This window comes from Streptomyces sp. GMY02 (genome assembly GCF_019056675.1).
Lineage (GTDB): Bacteria > Actinomycetota > Actinomycetes > Streptomycetales > Streptomycetaceae > Streptomyces > Streptomyces odonnellii.
This window is the reverse complement of sequence record NZ_CP077658.1, coordinates 6882592-6901131: the sequence shown is the minus strand read 5'-3', so window position 1 is coordinate 6901131 and position 18540 is coordinate 6882592. Positions and strand designations below refer to the sequence as shown.

General features: G+C 69.5%; 13 protein-coding genes. 4 read left to right on the top strand and 9 right to left on the bottom strand.

Features of this window, described 5'->3' with window-relative positions; genetic code table 11:
- Positions 1-170 precede the first annotated feature (170 nt).
- The gene (locus tag KQY30_RS29305) at positions 171-1412 is read right to left on the bottom strand and encodes a site-2 protease family protein (protein ID WP_254407365.1); all 1242 of its coding nucleotides are present in this window, start codon (positions 1410-1412) and stop codon (positions 171-173) included.
- 315 nt (positions 1413-1727) lie between these two features.
- Between KQY30_RS29305 and KQY30_RS29300 the strand changes: the two genes are divergently transcribed.
- The gene (locus KQY30_RS29300) at positions 1728-2609 is read left to right on the top strand and encodes a RecB family exonuclease (RefSeq protein WP_217309493.1); all 882 of its coding nucleotides are present in this window, start codon (positions 1728-1730) and stop codon (positions 2607-2609) included.
- A gap of 84 nt (positions 2610-2693) precedes the next feature.
- Positions 2694-3365 carry a response regulator transcription factor gene (locus KQY30_RS29295; protein WP_046498782.1) on the top strand — a complete coding sequence of 224 codons (672 nt, stop codon included), beginning with the start codon at positions 2694-2696 and terminating at the stop codon, positions 3363-3365.
- A gap of 122 nt (positions 3366-3487) precedes the next feature.
- Here KQY30_RS29295 and KQY30_RS29290 read toward each other — a convergent pair whose 3' ends face one another.
- From KQY30_RS29290 to metH, 3 genes are all read right to left on the bottom strand, one after another.
- On the bottom strand, positions 3488-5101 hold the full coding sequence (locus KQY30_RS29290; protein WP_217309492.1) for an ABC transporter substrate-binding protein: 1614 nt from the start codon (positions 5099-5101) through the stop codon (positions 3488-3490).
- Positions 5102-5609: 508 nt separating this feature from the next.
- Positions 5610-6311 (bottom strand): HAD family phosphatase, encoded by a 702-nt coding sequence (locus KQY30_RS29285; RefSeq protein ID WP_217309491.1) that lies wholly within the window; start codon positions 6309-6311, stop codon positions 5610-5612.
- 164 nt (positions 6312-6475) lie between these two features.
- Positions 6476-9985 (bottom strand): methionine synthase, encoded by a 3510-nt coding sequence (gene metH, locus KQY30_RS29280; RefSeq protein ID WP_217309490.1) that lies wholly within the window; start codon positions 9983-9985, stop codon positions 6476-6478.
- A gap of 230 nt (positions 9986-10215) precedes the next feature.
- Between metH and glpK the strand changes: the two genes are divergently transcribed.
- Both glpK and KQY30_RS29270 read left to right on the top strand, forming a co-directional pair.
- Positions 10216-11763 (top strand): glycerol kinase GlpK, encoded by a 1548-nt coding sequence (gene glpK, locus KQY30_RS29275; protein WP_217309489.1) that lies wholly within the window; start codon positions 10216-10218, stop codon positions 11761-11763.
- 232 nt (positions 11764-11995) lie between these two features.
- Positions 11996-12667 (top strand): FadR/GntR family transcriptional regulator, encoded by a 672-nt coding sequence (locus KQY30_RS29270; RefSeq protein WP_046498853.1) that lies wholly within the window; start codon positions 11996-11998, stop codon positions 12665-12667.
- A 63-nt stretch (positions 12668-12730) separates the two neighbouring features.
- On the opposite strand, the gene KQY30_RS29265 is transcribed toward KQY30_RS29270, so the two are convergent.
- Genes KQY30_RS29265 through KQY30_RS29245 form a run of 5 tightly spaced genes read right to left on the bottom strand, consistent with a single transcriptional unit; the run spans position 12731 to position 18524 of the window.
- Positions 12731-13762, bottom strand: coding sequence for an ABC transporter permease (locus KQY30_RS29265; RefSeq protein WP_217309488.1), 1032 nt, complete (start codon positions 13760-13762; stop codon positions 12731-12733).
- Positions 13759-15306, bottom strand: coding sequence for a sugar ABC transporter ATP-binding protein (locus tag KQY30_RS29260; RefSeq protein ID WP_217309487.1), 1548 nt, complete (start codon positions 15304-15306; stop codon positions 13759-13761). Before KQY30_RS29260 ends, KQY30_RS29265 begins: the two co-directional genes overlap by 4 nt.
- A gap of 2 nt (positions 15307-15308) precedes the next feature.
- Positions 15309-16397: a sugar ABC transporter substrate-binding protein gene (locus KQY30_RS29255; protein WP_217309486.1), complete on the bottom strand. Its 1089-nt coding sequence runs from the start codon at positions 16395-16397 to the stop codon at positions 15309-15311.
- Between the two features lie 31 nt (positions 16398-16428).
- On the bottom strand, positions 16429-17205 hold the full coding sequence (locus KQY30_RS29250; RefSeq protein WP_217309485.1) for an SDR family NAD(P)-dependent oxidoreductase: 777 nt from the start codon (positions 17203-17205) through the stop codon (positions 16429-16431).
- Positions 17202-18524 (bottom strand): enolase C-terminal domain-like protein, encoded by a 1323-nt coding sequence (locus tag KQY30_RS29245; protein WP_217309483.1) that lies wholly within the window; start codon positions 18522-18524, stop codon positions 17202-17204. Before KQY30_RS29245 ends, KQY30_RS29250 begins: the two co-directional genes overlap by 4 nt.
- Positions 18525-18540: the final 16 nt, after the last annotated feature.

The window sequence follows — 18540 nt, the reverse complement described above, 5'->3', positions numbered from 1 at the left end:
CCGTGCTCGCCCCCTCGTACCTCGGGGCCTGCGCGCGCTCTCCTTTTCGACAGCGCCCGGCGCCCTTCGGCTCACTCGCCGGGCGGCCGTGGTGAGCCCGGACGACGTCACCGCGGCGCCCTTCGGCTCATTCGTCGGGCGGCCGTACGGGAAGCGCGCGGTTCGGGAGGTTACTGCGGGCGGGCCATCGCGGATACGAAGGCTCGCTCGACGTCGGCCGTCGAGAGGACTCCGTAGATCGCGCCGGACTCCTCCAGCACCAGGTACTCCGTCGCCGGATTGGCCCTCAGGCGGTCCAGGAGCGCCTCTCCCGCCAGTTCCGCGGGCACCTTCATACCCTCCGTGAGGTCCTGCGCGAGTCCGCTCACCGCGACCCAGGGGCGGCGGTGCTGCGGGACTCCGACGATCGCCGACTCCCGTACCAGGCCGATCGGATCGCCATGGCCGTCGACGATGACCAGCGCGCGGGCGCCCGCCTCGTTGGCGCGGCGCAGCGCCTCGGACAGTGGCGTGCTCGACTCGACGGGCACCGCGCGGCGGGTGAGGGCGCGCGCCTGGAGTTCGGGGAGGTGTTCGCGGAGCCTGGCCATCCGCAGGCTGTTGCCCGCGCCGGTCCAGATGATCGCGGCGAGAATGGCCGCGAGCAGCGCGTCGGTGACCGTCTCCATCCCGCTGACCTGCGACGCGGATGTACCGAGCGCTCCGGTCTGGGTGAGCAGCGGAAGGCCGATGAGGACCGCGACGGCGAGGCCGCGGCCGACCCAGGCGGCGGCGACGGTGCCGCTCATGGGCTTACCGGTGATCTTCCAGACGACCGCACGCAGCATCCGGCCGCCGTCCAGCGGGAGGCCGGGCAGCAGATTGAAGACGGCGACGATCAGATTGGAGACCATCAGGCCGGCGAGCAGGACCCCGGGGACCGTACCGGGCTCGACGACGAGCAGGCCGACGTAGAAAAGGCCCGCGAGGATCAGGGAGAGGAGCGGTCCCACGAAGGCCAGCACGAATTCACGGCCCGGAGTCTCGGATTCCTTCTCGATCTCCGAGACTCCGCCGAAGAACTGGAGCTGGATACGGCGCACCGGCAGCTTGTAGCGCAGCGCGGCGACGGTGTGGGCGAGTTCATGGACGAGTACGGACGCGTAGAAGGCGACCGCGAAGAACAGGGAGACCAGATAGCGCAGGCCGCCCAGTTCCGGCAGGACCCGTTCGAGCTGGCCGCCGAAAATCCAGGTGATCAGCGCGGCCACCAAAAACCAGCTCGGGGCAACATAGACGGGCACGCCGAAGGGGCGCCCCATGAGGATGCCCCCGCCCGGGTCCTCGCGCTTCACCGGCTTCCCGTCGGGACCCGTGTCCCCGTCGCCGGGCCGCGGCCGCGCGTTCTCGCCGCTCTCGTCGTCCTCTTTCACGAGTTCCCTTCGTTCGCGGCAGCGTCCAGTTCGCGGCAGCGTCGCCCGCTCGATCATGCCAGTGCGAGAGGCTCCGTGGTCGATGGTATTCGGCTGGGCGGGGTCCCACAGGACGGGGTCCAGGGTCTTTCGTTTGGGTCTGGCTGGATCAGGGAGCGGGGTCTGGTGCCGTGGATCGCAAGGCGGAGGAGGGAGCCATGGCGGAGCCCTGGTGACTGACGACAACGCCGCGAGGCGCGGCACCAGGGCACGCGAGCCCAGCCAGACCCAAACGAGAGGCCCTAGCTGTCAGTGCCGGGCCATAGGGTTTGCGTCATGAGTACGAGCCCCGCGTCCTCGGCGCCGACGCCCGCCGCGCCGACGCCCGCCTCGCTGTCGCCCTCGCGTGCGAGCGACTTCATGCAGTGCCCGCTGCTGTACCGGTTCCGGGTGATCGACAAGCTGCCGGAGAAGCCCAGTGAGGCGGCCACGCGCGGCACGCTCGTGCACGCCGTGCTGGAGCGGCTCTTCGACGCCCCGGCCGTGGAGCGTACGGCGCCGCGTGCCAAGGCGCTGATTCCCGGGCAGTGGGACCGGCTGCTGAAGTCCCGTCCCGAGCTGGGCGAACTGTTCGCGCAGGACGGGGAGAGCGGGTCGGGCGAGCGGCTGGCGCGCTGGCTTGCCCAGGCGGAGGAGTTGGTGGAGCGCTGGTTCTCGCTGGAGGATCCGACGCGGCTGGAGCCCGCCGAGCGGGAGATGTTCGTCGAGACGGAGCTGGAGTCGGGGCTGCGGTTGCGCGGGGTGATCGACCGGGTCGATGTGGCGCCGACGGGCGAGGTGCGGATCGTCGACTACAAGACGGGCAAGGCGCCAAGGCCCGAGTACGCGGAGGGGGCGCTGTTCCAGATGACCTTCTACGCGCTGGTGGTGTGGCGGCTCAAGCGGGTGCTGCCGCGCAGGCTCCAGCTCGTCTATCTGGGCAGCGGCGAGGTCGTGACGTACGACCCGGTGGAGGCGGATCTGAAGCGGGTGGAGCGCAAGCTGCTGGCCCTGTGGGACGCGATCAGGGAGGCCACCGAGACGGGCGACTGGCGGCCGCGGCCGACCAAGCTCTGCGGCTGGTGCGACCACCAGGCCTTCTGTCCGGAATTCGGCGGTACGCCGCCGGTGTATCCGCTGAGCGTACGGCCGCCGGACCCGGCGCCCGAGACCGCTTAGGGCGAGTCCGGCGGTTCGCGCCCGTCGGACTCGCGGTGGGGGCGGTCAGGGCAGAATGGGGCCGGTCTAGTGAAGGAGTTCCCTGTGACTGTCCGCGTCCTACTGGTCGATGACCAGCCGCTGCTGCGCACCGGCTTCCGGATGATCCTGGAGGCCGAGCAGGACATCGCGGTCGTCGGCGAGGCCGGGGACGGCCTCCAGGCCATCGACCAGGTCCGCGCGCTCCAGCCCGATGTGGTGCTGATGGACATCCGGATGCCGCGGATGGACGGGGTGGAGGCGACCCGTCAGATCACCGGCCCCGGCCGGGACGGTCCGGCGAAAGTGCTGGTCCTGACGACCTTCGATCTCGACGAGTACGTGGTGGAGGCGCTGCGCGCCGGGGCCAGCGGTTTTCTGCTCAAGGACGCCCCCGCCAATGAACTGGTGCAGGCGATCCGGGTGGTCGCGGCGGGCGAGGCGATGCTGGCGCCGAGCATCACACGCCGGCTGCTCGACAAGTACGCGGATCATCTTCCGTCCGGCGAGGAGCCGGTGCCCGACACCCTGCACACCCTCACCGAGCGCGAGGTCGAGGTGCTCAAGCTGGTGGCGCGCGGGTTGTCGAACGCGGAGATCGCCGCGGATCTCTTCGTCAGCGAGACCACCGTCAAGACGCATGTGGGGCATGTGCTGACCAAGCTGGGGCTGCGTGACCGGGTGCAGGCGGCGGTGTACGCGTACGAGAGCGGGCTGGTCCGCCCCGGCGCGCAGTAGCAGACAGCGCGCTTCGAGGAGTAAGGGCCTTACTGCGGTAACCGCCTTACTGCGGAACGGCCGAGGCCGGCCGGGGCACGCCCCGGCCGGCCTCTTCACGTCACTGCCCGCTCGCTCCCCGGTCAGTCGGAAGGCGCGCTCGTACCCCGGCGCAGCTCCCAGAGCTGCAGCTCCGCCGACGAGTTGACCGCCCACTCGACCCGCGCGATGTCGTCGCGCGCGGCCACGTACTGCTTGCCCTGCCACAGCGGCAGCACCGGCACCTCGTCGGCGACGATGTCCTGGATCTCCGCGAAGGTCTTCGAGGCGGCGCTGCGGTCGGCCTCGCGGCGCGACTGCGGGATGAGCTGGTTCCGCAGCTTGGGGTTGTTGTACGGGGTGTTGAGGAAGTTGTCCTTGTCGAAGAACGGCCCGACATAGGTGTCCGGGTCCGGGAAGTCCGGGAACCAGCCCATGCCGTAGATCGCGTACTCCCGCTTGGTCTGGTTCGGCCGGAAGACGCTCCACTCCTCGCCCTTGATCGTGACGTCGAAGAGCTTGCTGCTGTTGAGCTGCTCCCGGAGGGTCTCGAACTCCTTGACCGTGGCTTCACCGTAGTGGTCGGTGGTGTAGTCCAGCGTGAGCTTCACCGGGGTGCTGATACCGGCGTCCTCCAGCACCTGCGCGGCCTTCGCCGGATTCGCGTCACCGTACTTGTTGAAGAACGAGTTGGTGTGCGTCGCGACGCTCGACGGGATCGGCGAGTACAGCGGCTCGGCCATCGCGCCGTACACCTTGGTGACGAGCTGGCCGCGGTCGATGGTGTACGCCATCGCCTGGCGTACCGCCTTCTCCTTCGCCACCGGGGCATCGGTGTTGAAGGCGAGGTAGCGGATCTCCAGGCCGGGCATCTCGGTGAGCTGGATGTTCTCCTTGGGGTTGTCGATCATCCCCTGGACCTGCTCGGGCGTCATGGCACGGGTCATCACATCGATGTCGCCGGAGTCGAGCGCCGTACCCATGTCGTCGGCGTCCTTGAAGGGCACCAGTTCGACCTTGTTGTTCTGGAGGCTGAGATCGCCCTTGTACTCGGGGTTCTTGGTGAAGATCGCCTTGACGACGGTGTCGTTCTTGACCTCGGCCTTGAAGGTGTACGGACCCGAGCCGTCGACACCGAAGCCCTCACGGAGCTTCTTGGGGTCGTACGACTTGCGGCTGATGATGCCGGCCGGCGGGGTGGAGAGCTTGTACGGGAAGGTCGCGTCGGGCGACTTGAGATGGAAGACAATCTCGGAGTCGCCGTTGGTCTCCATGGTGTCGATATTGCTCAGCAGACCGGAGACACCGCTGGGGTCCTTGATGTCCAGGACGCGCTGGATGGAGTACTTCACGTCCTCGACGGTGAGGGGGTCGCCGCTGGAGAACTTGAGGCCCTCGCGCAGCGTGCAGCGGTAGCTCTCGTTCTCCCGGTCGGTGAATCCGCACCGCGAGGCGGCCTCGGGCACCGGCGCTCCGCCGCCGCGCGGCACATGCATCAGCGTCTGGATGGTCTGACGGAGCACGTTCCAGGAGCCGGTGTCGTACGCGAAGGCCGGGTCCAGCGGGGCGGGGCCCTCCGGTGTGGCGATGTACTGATCCGTGGTGCCCACGACAATGGCATCACCGCCGTCGGACCCACCGTCCGAGCCGCCGCAACCGGCGAGCACGGGCGCAAGCAGGCCGATCACGGCCGACAGCGCCAAAGTCTTGCGGTTCATCCTGGACGTACTCCCTCATCCGGCACTGAGATACAGCGGTGCTATCGGAGACTCCGCCGCGCCCACCCGTTCGGGGCAGTGCGATCGGGCCGGGATACAGGGCGATCGGTCCTGTGTGCATGGCGACTTGGTGGGTCGTCGGGACACGTCGTTGATGCGGCGAAGTGCTCGCGACGAGATTAGTCTGAGGCTCCGGTATTGCCGGAACGGGCCTGATCTGAAACGTAATCACACAGTGATCGGCAATAGCGGCGTGTGGATATACGAGCACCGGAATGTTTCGTACACGCCTCCACCAATCCGGACACAAGGGCACAGGGGGACCCGGTCCCGGCGGCCGTGGAGCAGCCCCGCCGACACCTGTCGACGAGAGAGCAAGTGATAAAGCTCACTCCGGGAACCGTTTAACGGGACGGGGATTGCCCGCCGCGAGGGTAACGGAAAATATCCGTGCCAATGCCCAGAGTTTCCGTCCGTCCGTATTCCGGTGCGACGCTCTGTACGCGGATCAGTGTCCTTGCGTCATCATCCCGCGCAGAAATACCAGATCGACCTCTTCGAGCGAACCGACCACGATCCGTCCCGCGGCGGGCGCGATCGGCGCGACGGACGGTACGGCCACGACCCGGCAGCCTGCGGCCTCGGCGGCGGCGACCCCGGTGGCGGTGTCCTCGATGACCGCGCAGCGCGCGGGATCGGCGCCCAGACCGCGGGCGGCCAGCAGATAGGGGTCGGGGTGGGGTTTGGTACGGGGCACCTCGTCGCCCGCGACGGTGAGCGAGAAGTACTCGGGCCCGAGGGAGGCCAGGACACGGTCGATGATGCGCCGGTGCGAGGCGGAGACCAGGGCGGTGGGCACCTCGTGCGCGGCCAGCTCGGTGAGCAGGCGCGTCGCGCCGGGCATCAGCGGTACGCCGCGCCCGATGCGGTCCTCGAAGGTGTCGTTGAGCAGTACGGTCAGTTCGGCGAGGGTGATGGCGGCGCCGGTGGCCTCGATCAGGAAGGTCGCGCTGCGGGTCATGGGGCCTCCCACCACCACATCGCGCCATGTCTCGTCGAGGACGTGTCCGAGGGCTTTGAAGACCTCCACCTCGGCGTCCCACCAGAATCCCTCGGTGTCGACGAGGGTGCCGTCCATGTCGAGCAGGACTGCGTCGAGGGCCGACCCTTCGGCCGTACGGGTCAAGGACGCGGGGACCGTACTGGTCATCCGGCACACCTCCATGAGGGACGAGAAGGCCGGTCACCTTTCCCGCGGGGGTACCCCGCCGGGACAGGCGACCGGCCTGCACTGGACCGATAAGTGTACGACTCGTCCGGGCTCCGCGCCGACCGGGATCGGCGAACCCGTTGCGGCCCGGGGCCCGGCGCGCGTCAGCGTGCGTTGAAGTACTTGGCCTCGGGGTGGTGGATGACGATGGCGTCGGTGGACTGCTCGGGGTGGAGCTGGAACTCCTCCGAGAGCTGGACGCCGATCCGCTCGGGCTCCAGCAGCGCGGCGATCTTGGCCCGGTCCTCCAGGTCGGGGCACGCGCCGTAGCCCAGCGAGAAGCGGGCGCCCCGGTACTTCAGGGCGAACATGTCCTCGACCTCGGCCGGGTCCTCACCGGCGAAGCCCAGCTCGGAGCGGACCCGGGCGTGCCAGTACTCGGCGAGGGCCTCGGCGAGCTGGACGGAGAGGCCGTGCAGTTCGAGGTAGTCGCGGTAGGCGTCGGACTCGAACAGCTCGGCAGTCCGCTCACCGATCTTCGAGCCGACGGTGACGACCTGGAGGCCCACCACATCGGTCTCGCCCGACTCCTCGGGACGGAAGAAGTCCGCGAGGCAGAGCCGGCGGCCACGGCGCTGGCGCGGGAAGGTGAAGCGGGTCCGCTCGGAGCCGTCGTCGTTGAGGATGATCAGGTCGTCGCCCTTGGAGACACACGGGAAGTAGCCGTAGACGACGGCGGCTTCGAGCAGGTTCTGCGTGTGCATCTGGTCGAGCCAGCCGCGCAGATGGGGCCTGCCCTCGCTCTCCACCAGCTCCTCGTAGCTGGGGCCGCCCTTGCGGGCTTCCTTGAGGCCCCACTGCCCCTTGAAGAGGGCACCCTCGTCCAGCCAGGAGGCGTACTCCTTGAGCTGGATGCCCTTGACGACCCGGCTGCCCCAGAACGGCGGGGCGGGTACGGGATTGTCCACGGCGACGTCCGAGCGGACCGCGCCCTGCTCGGGGCGCTCCTCGACCACCGTGCCGGCCGTCGCCCTGACCCGGCGCTGCTTCAGCTCGGGCAGGACCGCGCCGGGCACCCCGCGCTTGACCGCGATCAGGGCGTCCATCAGCCGCAGGCCCTCGAACGCGTCGCGCGCGTAGCGGACCTCGCCCTCGTAGATCTCGTGCAGGTCCTGCTCGACATAGGCGCGGGTGAGGGCGGCACCGCCGAGGATGACCGGGTAGTCGGCGGCCAGCTTGCGCTGGTTCAGCTCCTCCAGGTTCTCCTTCATGATCACGGTCGACTTCACCAGCAGACCGGACATCCCGATGACGTCCGCCTTGTGCTCCTCAGCGGCCTCCAGGATCGCGGAGACGGGCTGCTTGATCCCCAGATTCACCACGTTGTAGCCGTTGTTGGAGAGGATGATGTCGACCAGGTTCTTGCCGATGTCGTGGACGTCCCCGCGGACGGTGGCCAGCACGATCGTGCCCTTGCCCTCGGCGTCGGTCTTCTCCATGTGCGGTTCGAGGAACGCCACCGCGGTCTTCATGACCTCGGCGGACTGGAGCACGAAGGGAAGCTGCATCTGGCCGGAGCCGAACAGCTCGCCGACGACCTTCATGCCCTCCAGCAGCGTGTCGTTGACGATGTCCAGGGCCGGGCGGCTCTCCAGCGCCTCGGTGAGATCCGTCTCCAGGCCGTTCTTCTCGCCGTCAATGATCCGCCGCTGAAGACGCTCGTCCAGCGGCAGCGCGAGCAGTTCCTCGGCCCGGCCGTCCTTCATCGACTTGGTGTTGACGCCCTCGAACAGCTCCATCAGCTTCTGAAGCGGGTCGTACCCCTCGCTGCGCCGGTCGTAGATCAGATCGTGCGCGACCTTGACCTGCTCCTCGTCCAGGCGGGCGATCGGGAGGATCTTCGAGGCGTGCACGATCGCCGAGTCGAGCCCCGCCTTGACGCACTCGTCCAGGAAGACCGAGTTCAGCACCACGCGGGCGGCCGGGTTGAGGCCGAAGGAGATGTTCGACAGTCCGAGGGTGGTCTGCACCTCGGGGTGGCGGCGCTTCAGCTCGCGGATCGCCTCGATGGTGGCGATGCCGTCGCCCCGGGACTCCTCCTGGCCGGTGCAGATGGTGAAGGTGAGGCAGTCGACGAGGATGTCCGACTCATGGACGCCCCAGTTGGTGGTGAGGTCGGTGATCAGGCGCTCGGCGATGGCGACCTTGTGCTCGACGGTACGGGCCTGGCCCTCCTCGTCGATGGTCAGCGCGATCAGCGCCGCGCCGTGCTCCACCGCCAGCGCGGTGACCTTCGCGAACCGTGACTCCGGGCCGTCCCCGTCCTCGTAGTTCACCGAGTTGATCACCGCGCGGCCGCCCAGCTTCTCAAGACCGGCCTCGATCACCTTCAGCTCGGTCGAGTCCAGCACGATCGGCAGGGTGGAAGCGGTGGCGAAGCGGCCCGCCAGCTCGGCCATGTCGGCGACACCGTCCCGGCCGACATAGTCCACACAGAGGTCCAGGAGATGCGCGCCTTCGCGGATCTGGTCGCGGGCCATCTCCACACAGTCGTCCCAGCGGCCGTCCAGCATGGCCTCACGGAACTTCTTCGAGCCGTTGGCGTTGGTCCGCTCACCGATCGCGAGGTACGAGGCGTCCTGCCGGAACGGCACGGTCTGGTAGAGGGAGGCGGCGCCCGGCTCGGGGTGCGGCTCGCGCTCCGTCAGTGCCGTGCCCCGTACCCGCTCGACGACCTGGCGCAGATGCTCCGGCGTCGTACCGCAGCAGCCGCCCACCAGGGAGAGCCCGTACTCCCGTACGAAGGTCTCCTGCGCGTCCGCCAGCTCACCGGCCGACAGCGGGTAGTGCGCGCCGTCCTTGCCGAGGACCGGCAGGCCCGCGTTCGGCATGCAGGAGAGCGGGATACGGGAGTGCCTGGCCAGATAGCGCAGGTGCTCGCTCATCTCCGCCGGGCCCGTCGCGCAGTTCAGGCCGATCATGTCGATGCCCAGCGGCTCCAGCGCGGTCAGCGCCGCGCCGATCTCCGAGCCGAGCAGCATGGTGCCGGTCGTCTCGACCGTCACGGAGCAGATGACCGGCAGGTCGGTGCCGGTGGCGGCCAGCGCGCGGCGGGCGCCGAGGACGGCGGCCTTCGTCTGGAGCAGGTCCTGGGTGGTCTCCACCAGCAGCGCGTCGGCGCCGCCGGCGATCAGGCCCTCGGCGTTCTGCTGGTAGGCGTCGCGCAGAGTGAGGTACGGGACGTGCCCCAGCGTCGGGAGCTTGGTGCCCGGGCCCATGGAGCCCAGCACCCAGCGCTGCTGCCCGGTGGAGGCGGTGAACCCGTCCGCGGCCGCGCGGGCGATGCTCGCGCCCGACTCGGCCAGCTCGAAGACCCGCTCGGGGATGTCGTACTCGGAGAGGGCCGCGAAATTCGTACCGAAGGTGTTCGTCTCCACGCAGTCCACACCGACCGAGAAATACGCCTCGTGGACGGACCGGACGATGTCCGGGCGTGTCACATTCAGGATCTCGTTGCAGCCCTCCAGGTCCTGGAAGTCCTCCAACGTCGGATCCTGCGCCTGGAGCATCGTGCCCATCGCGCCGTCGGCCACCACCACTCGGGTGGCGAGCGCCTCACGGAGGGCTTCGATACGGGTCCGGCTGTCGGTGGACGGGGTCGGCGACGAGGCCATGAAAGTACTCCCGGGGATGCGACGGCTGTCGGCTTTGCGCCCTCTGATCGAAGACGCACCCGGCCAGCCTAGCCGGGCGGGCCCCTTCGTGGTGGTGGATCTCGGCGAGCGGACGAGATCCGCGGTGTGCGACGGCGCCGGTACCGGGCGGTTCGGGGGCGGATGGCGGATCATCGGAGGGGGACGGGGTTCCGGGAGCGGATCCCGCGCACCGAGCAGGAGCGGACACCGTGAGCGACGCAACCACCATCGGCACCGCCCGCGCGGCCGGGCCGTTCATCGCGGCCATCGACCAGGGCACCACATCGAGCCGCTGCATCGTGTTCGACCGGGACGGCCGGATCGTCGCCGTCGACCAGAAGGAGCACGAGCAGATCTTCCCGAAGCCGGGGTGGGTGGAGCACGACGCGGTCGAGATCTGGGCCAACGTGCGGGAGGTCGTGGCGGGCGCGGTGCGGAAGGCGGGCATCACCTCCGCCGATGTCCGGGCGATCGGGATCACCAACCAGCGCGAGACGACCCTGCTCTGGGACCGGAACACCGGCGTACCGGTCCACAACGCCATCGTTTGGCAGGACACCCGTACCGACGCGCTCTGCCGGGAGCTGGGCCGCAATGTCGGCCAGGACCGGTTCCGGCGCGAGACCGGCCTGCCGCTGTCGAGCTACTTCGCGGGCCCGAAGGTGCGCTGGCTGCTGGACAATGTCGCGGGCCTGCGTGAGCGCGCCGAGCGCGGGGAGATCCTCTTCGGCACGATGGACTCCTGGGTGATCTGGAATCTGACCGGCGGGGTCCACGGCGGCGCGCATGTCACGGATGTCACCAACGCCTCCCGCACGATGCTGATGAATCTGCGCACCCTCGAATGGGATCCCAAGATCCTCTCCTCCATGGGGGTGCCGGCCGCGGTCCTCCCGAAGATCCGGTCCTCGTCCGAGGTGTACGGCACGGCCAAGGGCGGTGTCCTGGACGGTGTGCCGGTCGCCTCGGCGCTCGGTGACCAGCAGGCGGCGCTCTTCGGGCAGGCCTGTTACGCCGTGGGAGAGGCCAAGTCGACCTATGGCACCGGCACTTTCATGCTGATGAACACCGGCTCCAAGCCCGTCAATTCGTACAGCGGGCTGCTGACGACCGTCGGCTACCGGATCGGTGACGAGCCCGCGGTGTACGCCCTGGAGGGGGCCATCGCCGTCACGGGCGCGCTGGTGCAGTGGATGCGCGACCAACTGGGGCTGATCGGCTCCGCGGCCGAGATCGAGGCCCTGGCGGCCTCGGTCGACGACAACGGCGGCGCGTACTTCGTACCCGCCTTCTCCGGTCTGTTCGCGCCGCACTGGCGCGCGGACGCCCGCGGGGTGATCGCCGGGCTGACCGGCTATGTCACCAAAGCGCACCTGGCCCGCGCGGTGCTGGAGGCGACGGCCTGGCAGACCCGGGAGATCAGCGACGCCATGTCCAAGGACTCGGGGGTGGAGCTGACCGCGCTCAAGGTCGACGGCGGAATGACGGGCAACAATCTGCTGATGCAGACGCTCTCCGATGTCCTGGACGCGCCGGTGGTGCGCCCGATGGTCTCCGAGACCACCTGCCTCGGCGCCGCCTATGCCGCCGGTCTGGCGGTGGGCTTCTGGCCGGACACCGACGCGCTGCGCGCCAACTGGCGCAGGGCCGCCGAGTGGACGCCGAGGATGGACGCGGCGACCCGCGACCGCGAGTACACGTACTGGCTCAAGGCCGTGGACCGCACCATGGGCTGGCTCGACGAGAGCGACGGCTGACCCGGCCCGGGACGACGGCGACGGCGACGGCTGACCCGGGCCGGCGCCGCGCCCACGGGCGACGGCACAATCCGCACATCCGCGCGATACGCAGCGGCATTCCGGCCCGACGGCACATCCGTACGGCATGACAGGTGTACGAAATCGAGGGGCGCTCCTTTTCCGGAGCGCCCCTTCTCCGGCTTCCGGGACGCATAATGAAGGCCGATACATCGGATGTATGGAGGTCGCCATGGCAGTCACCGACGAGGCCATCGAGAAGATCAAGGGGATGATCGTCTCCGGTGCGCTGCGGCCGGGAGACCGCCTCCCGAAGGAGAGCGAACTCGCCGCCGATCTGGGGCTGTCGCGCAACTCGCTGCGCGAGGCGGTACGGGCGCTCTCGCTGATCCGCATCCTCGACGTACGGCAGGGTGACGGCACGTATGTCACCAGCCTCGACCCCCAACTCCTGCTGGAGGCGCTCAGCTTCGTGGTGGACTTCCACCGGGACGACACCGTGCTGGAGTTCCTCGCCGTACGCAGGATCCTGGAGCCGGCCGCCACCGCGATGGCGAGCGCGCGGATCACCGCGGCCGAACTGGACGTCCTGGACGCGCAGTTGGACGAGCTCGGGGCATGGCCCTCGGTGGAGCAGCTCGTCGCGGCGGATCTGGAGTTCCACCGGGGCATCGTGCAGTCGTCGGGGAACTCGGTGCTCTGCTCGCTGCTGGACGGGCTCTCGGGACCGACCACCCGGGCCAGGATCTGGCGCGGGCTGACCCAGGAGGACGCGGTCAGCCGTACGCTCCACGAGCACCGGGCGATCCTGGCGGCGCTCAGGGACCGGGACGCCGAAGCGGCCAGGTCCTGGGCGACCGTGCACATCGCGAGCGTGGAGATGTGGCTGAGGTCGACCCTCTGAGAGGCCGAAGGCCCCTGGGACCACCAGGTCCCAGGGGCCGAAGGCGGCGCCGCGTACGTACGGTCAGTCCTGCTTCTCACCGCTCGCGAAGCGCGAGATCATCAGCGCGACGATGATGATCGCGCCGTTGAGGAACTGGTTCCAGAGCGCGGGCACTCCCCCGAGCGTCATCACATTCACCACGAGCTGAAGGGTCAGCACGCCCGTCAGCGCCCCGAACAGCGTGCCGCGCCCGCCCTTGAGGCTGATCCCGCCGATGACGGCCGCGGCGAAGACCTGGAAGATCCAGCCATTGCCCTGGGTCGCGGCGACCGACCCGTAGTGGCCGGTGTAGAGGATGCCCGCGAAGGCCGCCAGCAGCCCGCCGATGGCCAGCACGATCCAGGTGACCCGGTCCACCCGGATACCGGCGGCGCGGGCCGCCTCCGGGTTGCCGCCGATGGCGTACAGCGACCGTCCGTGCCGCAGCCAGGCGAGCGCCGCGCCGCCGATCGCGAACAGCGCCAGACAGATCCAGACCGCGGCCGGGGCCCCCAGCCAGTCGGTCTTGCCCAGGTACCGGAAGGACTCCGGGACATCGGTGATCGACTTGCCCTCGGTGATACCGATGTGCAGACCGCGCAGCATGGTGAGCATGCCGAGGGTCGCGATGAAACCGTTGACCCGCAGCTTGAGCATCAGGAAGCCGTTGATCGCCCCGATGGCCAGACCGACCAGCAGACAGGCGGGGATGGCCATCCAGACCGGCAGCAGACCGAGTCCGGCGAACCGGCCGCCCTCCGTGGGCAGCACCAGCCACATCGCGACGACCGGCGCGATACCGATCGTCGACTCCAGCGACAGGTCCATCCGGCCGCAGATCAGGATCAGCGCCTGGCCGAGGACCAGCAGGCTCAGTTCCGAGGACTGCTGGACGACACTGATCAGATTGCTGGAGGTGAGGAAGACCGGCGAGACGATGAAGCCGATCACCATCAGCACCAGGATCACCGGCACCAGTGAGAAGTCGCTCCACCGGATGAGCTGGAGCCGTCCCGGTGCCTTGGCTCCCACGGCCGTCTGTTCCGCCACCGGCGGTCGTATCGTCCCGGTCATTCCCGCTCTCCCACACCTTCCATGGCGGCGACGAGTTCCCCGTCGGTCCACCCGCTTCCGAACGACGCCACCACGCGGCCGTGGAACAGGGCGAGCACCCGGTCGCACACCCGCAGATCGTCCAGCTCGTCCGAGATGATCACGGCCGCGCTGCCCTCGTCCGCCACCCTGCGCACCACGCCGAGCAGCGAGTCCTTCGACTTCACATCGACGCCCGCGGTGGGCCGCAGGGCGACCAGCGCGCTCGGCCCGCGCGCCAGGGCACGGGCGACGACGACCTTCTGCTGATTGCCGCCGGACAGCCCCGAGACGGGCTGCTCCGGGCCCTGGGTCTTGATGTCCAGCGAATCGATCATGCCCTGGGCGAACTCCCGGGTCCGCGACGGCAGTACGGTCCCCCAGGGGCCGAGCTGGTCGGTGACCGTGAGCGTGGCGTTCTCGGCGACGCTGCGGTCCAGCACGAGGCCCTGGCGGTGCCGCTCCTCCGGGATGTAGCCGATGCCGGCGTCCAGCGCGTGCGGGACGCTGCCGGGCTTGACCGTGCGCCCGCGTACGGCGATCCGCCCCGCCGTCGGCGCGCGCATCCCCACCAGCGTCTCGCCGAGCGCGGTGTTGCCACTGGCCGCGGAACCCGCGAGACCGAGCACCTCGCCCGGCCGTACGGCGAGGTCCAGGGGCTCGAACTCGCCGTCCAGAGCCAGGCCTTCGGCCTCCAGTACCGGCGCGGTCTCCGCGTCCGGCGCGGTCCTGCGCGCGGCGTGCCAAGCCACGGCCGTGCCCGCGGACTCCCCGGTCATCGCCGACACCAGATCCGCCTTCGACAGCTCGGCGACCGGGGCCGTCAGCACATGACGGGCGTCACGGTAGACGGTGACGGCGGTGCACAGGTCGTACACCTCCTGGAGATGGTGGGAGATGAAGAGGAACGCCACTCCCTGGCTCCGCAGTTCCCGCAGCTTGTCGAAGAGCCGCTGGATACCGCGGGCGTCGAGCTGCGCGGTGGGCTCGTCGAGGATGATCAGCCGGGCGCCGAAGGACAGCGCCCGCGCGATCTCGACGAACTGCCGCTGCTCGACCGGGAGATCCTTGGCGCGGGCGTTGGGGTCCACATCGACTCCGTACTCCGCGAGCAGCGCCCGCGCCCGGGCGCGCAGCCCGCGCCAGCTTATGAACCGGCCGCCGGATCCCCCGGCGGCCCGGTCCAGGCCGTAGTGGTTCAGGAACAGATTCTCCGCGACGGTCAGGTCCGGGACCACCATCGATTTCTGGTAGACGCAGGCGACCTTTGACTGCCAGGCCGTGGTGTCGCCGAAGGCCGGTGCGGGTTCGCCGCCGAAGGTGACCCGGCCCGCGTCCGGCCTGTGCAGCCCGGTGACCACGCTGACCAGGGTGGACTTGCCCGCGCCGTTGCGCCCCACGAGCGCGTGGGACTCGCCCGGTCGTACGGTGAGCCGGACACCGTCGAGCGCCAGGGTGGGACCGAAGCGCTTGACGATGCCTTCCGCGTGTACCGCAGCCGGAGCTTCCTGCCGCTTGGAGTCCATCGCTAGCTCTTCTTCTCCAGCTGGTTGGCCCACAGCTTCGGGTCGTCCACGTTCTCCTTGGTCACGAGCGGCGCGGGAAGCTGGTCCTCGAAGCCGTTCGGGATCTTGATGATCGTGGAGTCGTGGTCGGTCGGGCCTTCCTTGGGGGTCACGCCCGCGAGTGCCTGCTTGGCCCAGTACAGCGCGTAGTTGGCGTAGAGGTCGGCCGGCTGGGAGACGGTGGCGTCGATCTTCCCCTCGCGGATGGCGTCCAGTTCCTCGGGGATGCCGTCGTTGGAGATGATCGTGATGTGCCCCGGGGTGCCGGGCGCCTTGAGGAGCTTCTTCTGCTCCAGCAGGGCGAGGGTCGGCTGCAGGAAGACACCGCCGGCCTGCATGTAGATGCCGTTGATGTCGGGGTGGGCGGCCAGCGTGGACTGGAGCTTGGCGGAGGCCACGTCGCCCTTCCACTCGGTGGCCAGCTCGAAGACCTGGATACCGGGGAACTTCTGGTCCATGCAGGACTTGAACGCCTCGGAGCGGTCACGGCCGTTGATGGAGGCGAGGTCGCCCTGGAACTCGACGACCTTGCCCTTGCCCTTGAGCTGCTCGCCCAGGTACTGGCAGGCCTTCTCGCCGTACGCGCGGTTGTCGGCCCGTACGACCATGTAGACGTCGCCCTTGTCGGGGCGGGTGTCCACGCTGATGACGGGGATCTTCTTGTCGCTCAGCGTCTGGAGCGTCTCGGCTATCGCGCCGGTGTCCTGCGGGGCCATGATGACGGCCTTGGCGCCCTGGTCGGTGAAGACCTGGACATTGGAGACGAGCTTTCCGATGTCGTTCTGCGAGTTGGTCAGGGGGAGCGCTTCGACCTCGCCCCCGTCGACGCCCTTCTCGATGTACTGCTGGTACGAGTTCCAGAAGTCGCTGTCGCTGCGCGGCAGGTCGATACCGACCTTGCCGCCGCCCGCGGCGTCGCTGCCCTGGTCACGGTTGCAGCCGGCCAGCGCCGCGACGGCGAGGACCACGGCGCAGGCCGAGGCTCCCGTCGTACGGAGCCGCCGGAGTGGAAGTCTCTGCGGGGCGATGCGTCCCGTGCGGTGTCGCTGCATGATGTCCCGATCCTTATTGGTGAGGTGCGGCTCAGTTGGCGGGCCGCAGGCGCAGTCCCTGCATTCCGCCGTCGACCGCGAGCGCCGTCCCCGTGACGGCGGCCGCGGCGGGGCTGGCGAGATAGGCGACGGCGGCGGCGACCTCGGCCGCGGCGACGAGCCGTCCGGTGGGCTGGCGGGCTTCGAGGGCGGCGCGTTCCGCCTCGGGGTCCGCGGCCTGGTCGAGCAGCCGGCCCACCCAGGGGGTGTCGGCGGTGCCCGGGTTGACGCAGTTGACCCGGATGCCCTCGCGGACATGGTCGGCGGCCATCGCCAGGGTCAGTGACAGCACCGCGCCCTTGCTGGCGCTGTAGAGGGCGCGCTGCGGCAGTCCGGCGGTGGCGGCGATCGAGCAGGTCTGGGTGATCGAGACACAGCCGGGCCGCTCGGGTGCCGAGCGGCGCAGATGAGGCAGGGCGTGCCGGGCGGTGCGGACCATGCCGAGGACATTGATGTCGAGGACCCGCCGCCACTCCTCGTCCGGGTTGTCCGCGACCGTCCCGATTGCGCCGAGTCCGGCGTTGGAGACCACCGTGTGCAGTCCGCCGAACTCCGCGGCGGCGGTGTCCACGGCGGTCCGTACCGCTTCGTCGTCGGTGACGTCCGCCTTGAGCGGCAGGGTCCCGGCGGGCGCGCCCGCGCAGTCGCGGTCCAGTACGGCGACCTGCGCGCCCCGGGCCAGGAGCAGCGTGGCGATGGCCGCGCCGATGCCCGAGGCACCACCGGTCACCAGGGCGCCGAGCCCCTCGAAGTCCCGTACGTCCGTCATCGGTTGCTCTCCTCTGTGGTGCGGCGGCGGGCCTGCCATACCGGCCCCTCCGGATAGCTGTGCGCGGCGATCGACCCGGGGAGCATGCGGGCGGAGAAGCCCGGCGCGCTCGGCGCGGCATAGCGTCCTGAGGTGATCACCACGGGGTCGGCGAAGTGCTCGTGGAGGTGGTCGACGTACTCGATGACCCGGTCCTCCCAGCTCCCCGACACCGCGACGTAGTCGAACATCGAGAGATGCTGGACGAGTTCGCAGAGCCCGACCCCGCCGGCGTGCGGGCAGACGGGTCTGCCGTACTTGGCGGCGAGCAGCAGGATCGCCAGATTCTCGTTGACGCCGGCCACCCGGGCCGCGTCGATCTGAACGTAGTCCACGGCCTCGGCCTGGAGAAGCTGCTTGAACATGACCCGGTTGGCGACATGTTCGCCGGTGGCCACCTTGACCGGCTGACCGGCCCGTACGGCGGCGTGGCCGAGGATGTCGTCGGGGCTGGTGGGCTCCTCGATCCAGTGCGGTTCGTACGGGGCGAGGGCCGCCATCCAGCGGACCGCGTCGGCGACGTCCCAGCGCTGGTTGGCGTCGACGGCGATCCGGATGTCGGGCCCGACGGCGGCGCGGGCCAGCTTCATCCGGCGTATGTCGTCCTCCAGATCGCCGCCCACCTTCAGCTTGATCTGCGTGAATCCGTCGGCGACGGCCTGCTGGGCGAGGGTGACGAGCTTGGTGTCGGAGTAGCCGAGCCAGCCGGGCGAGGTGGTGTACGCGGGGTAGCCCTCGGCGCGCAGCCGGGCGGCCCGTTCGGCGCGGCCCGGCTCGGCGGCGCGCAGGATGGCCAGCGCCTCGTCGGGGGTGAGGGCGTCGGTGAGATAGCGGAAGTCGACGAGCGAGACGAGTTCCTCGGGCGTCATGCCGGCGAGGAACTCCCAGACGGGCTTGCCCGCGGCGGTCGCCGCCAGGTCCCAGGCGGCGTTGACGACCGCGCCCGCGGCCATGTGCATCACGCCCTTCTCCGGGCCGAGCCAGCGGAGCTGGGAGTCATGGGTCAGCTCGAAGTAGAGGGCGGCGAGGGCGTCCGCGGTGAGCGGCGCCGGTCTGCCCAGTACATAGGGCCGCAGCGCCTCGATGGCGGCGGCGGTGACCTCGTTGCCCCGCCCGATGGTGAAGCAGAATCCGTGCCCCTCCGCTCCGGCGTCCGTACGCAGCACCACATAGGCGGCCGAGTAGTCGGGATCCGGGTTCATGGCGTCGGAGCCGTCGAGCTGTTCCGAGGTGGGAAAACGGATGTCGTGAACCTCGAACCCCGTGACGGTCTGACTCATGCACGCTCCCTGAGAA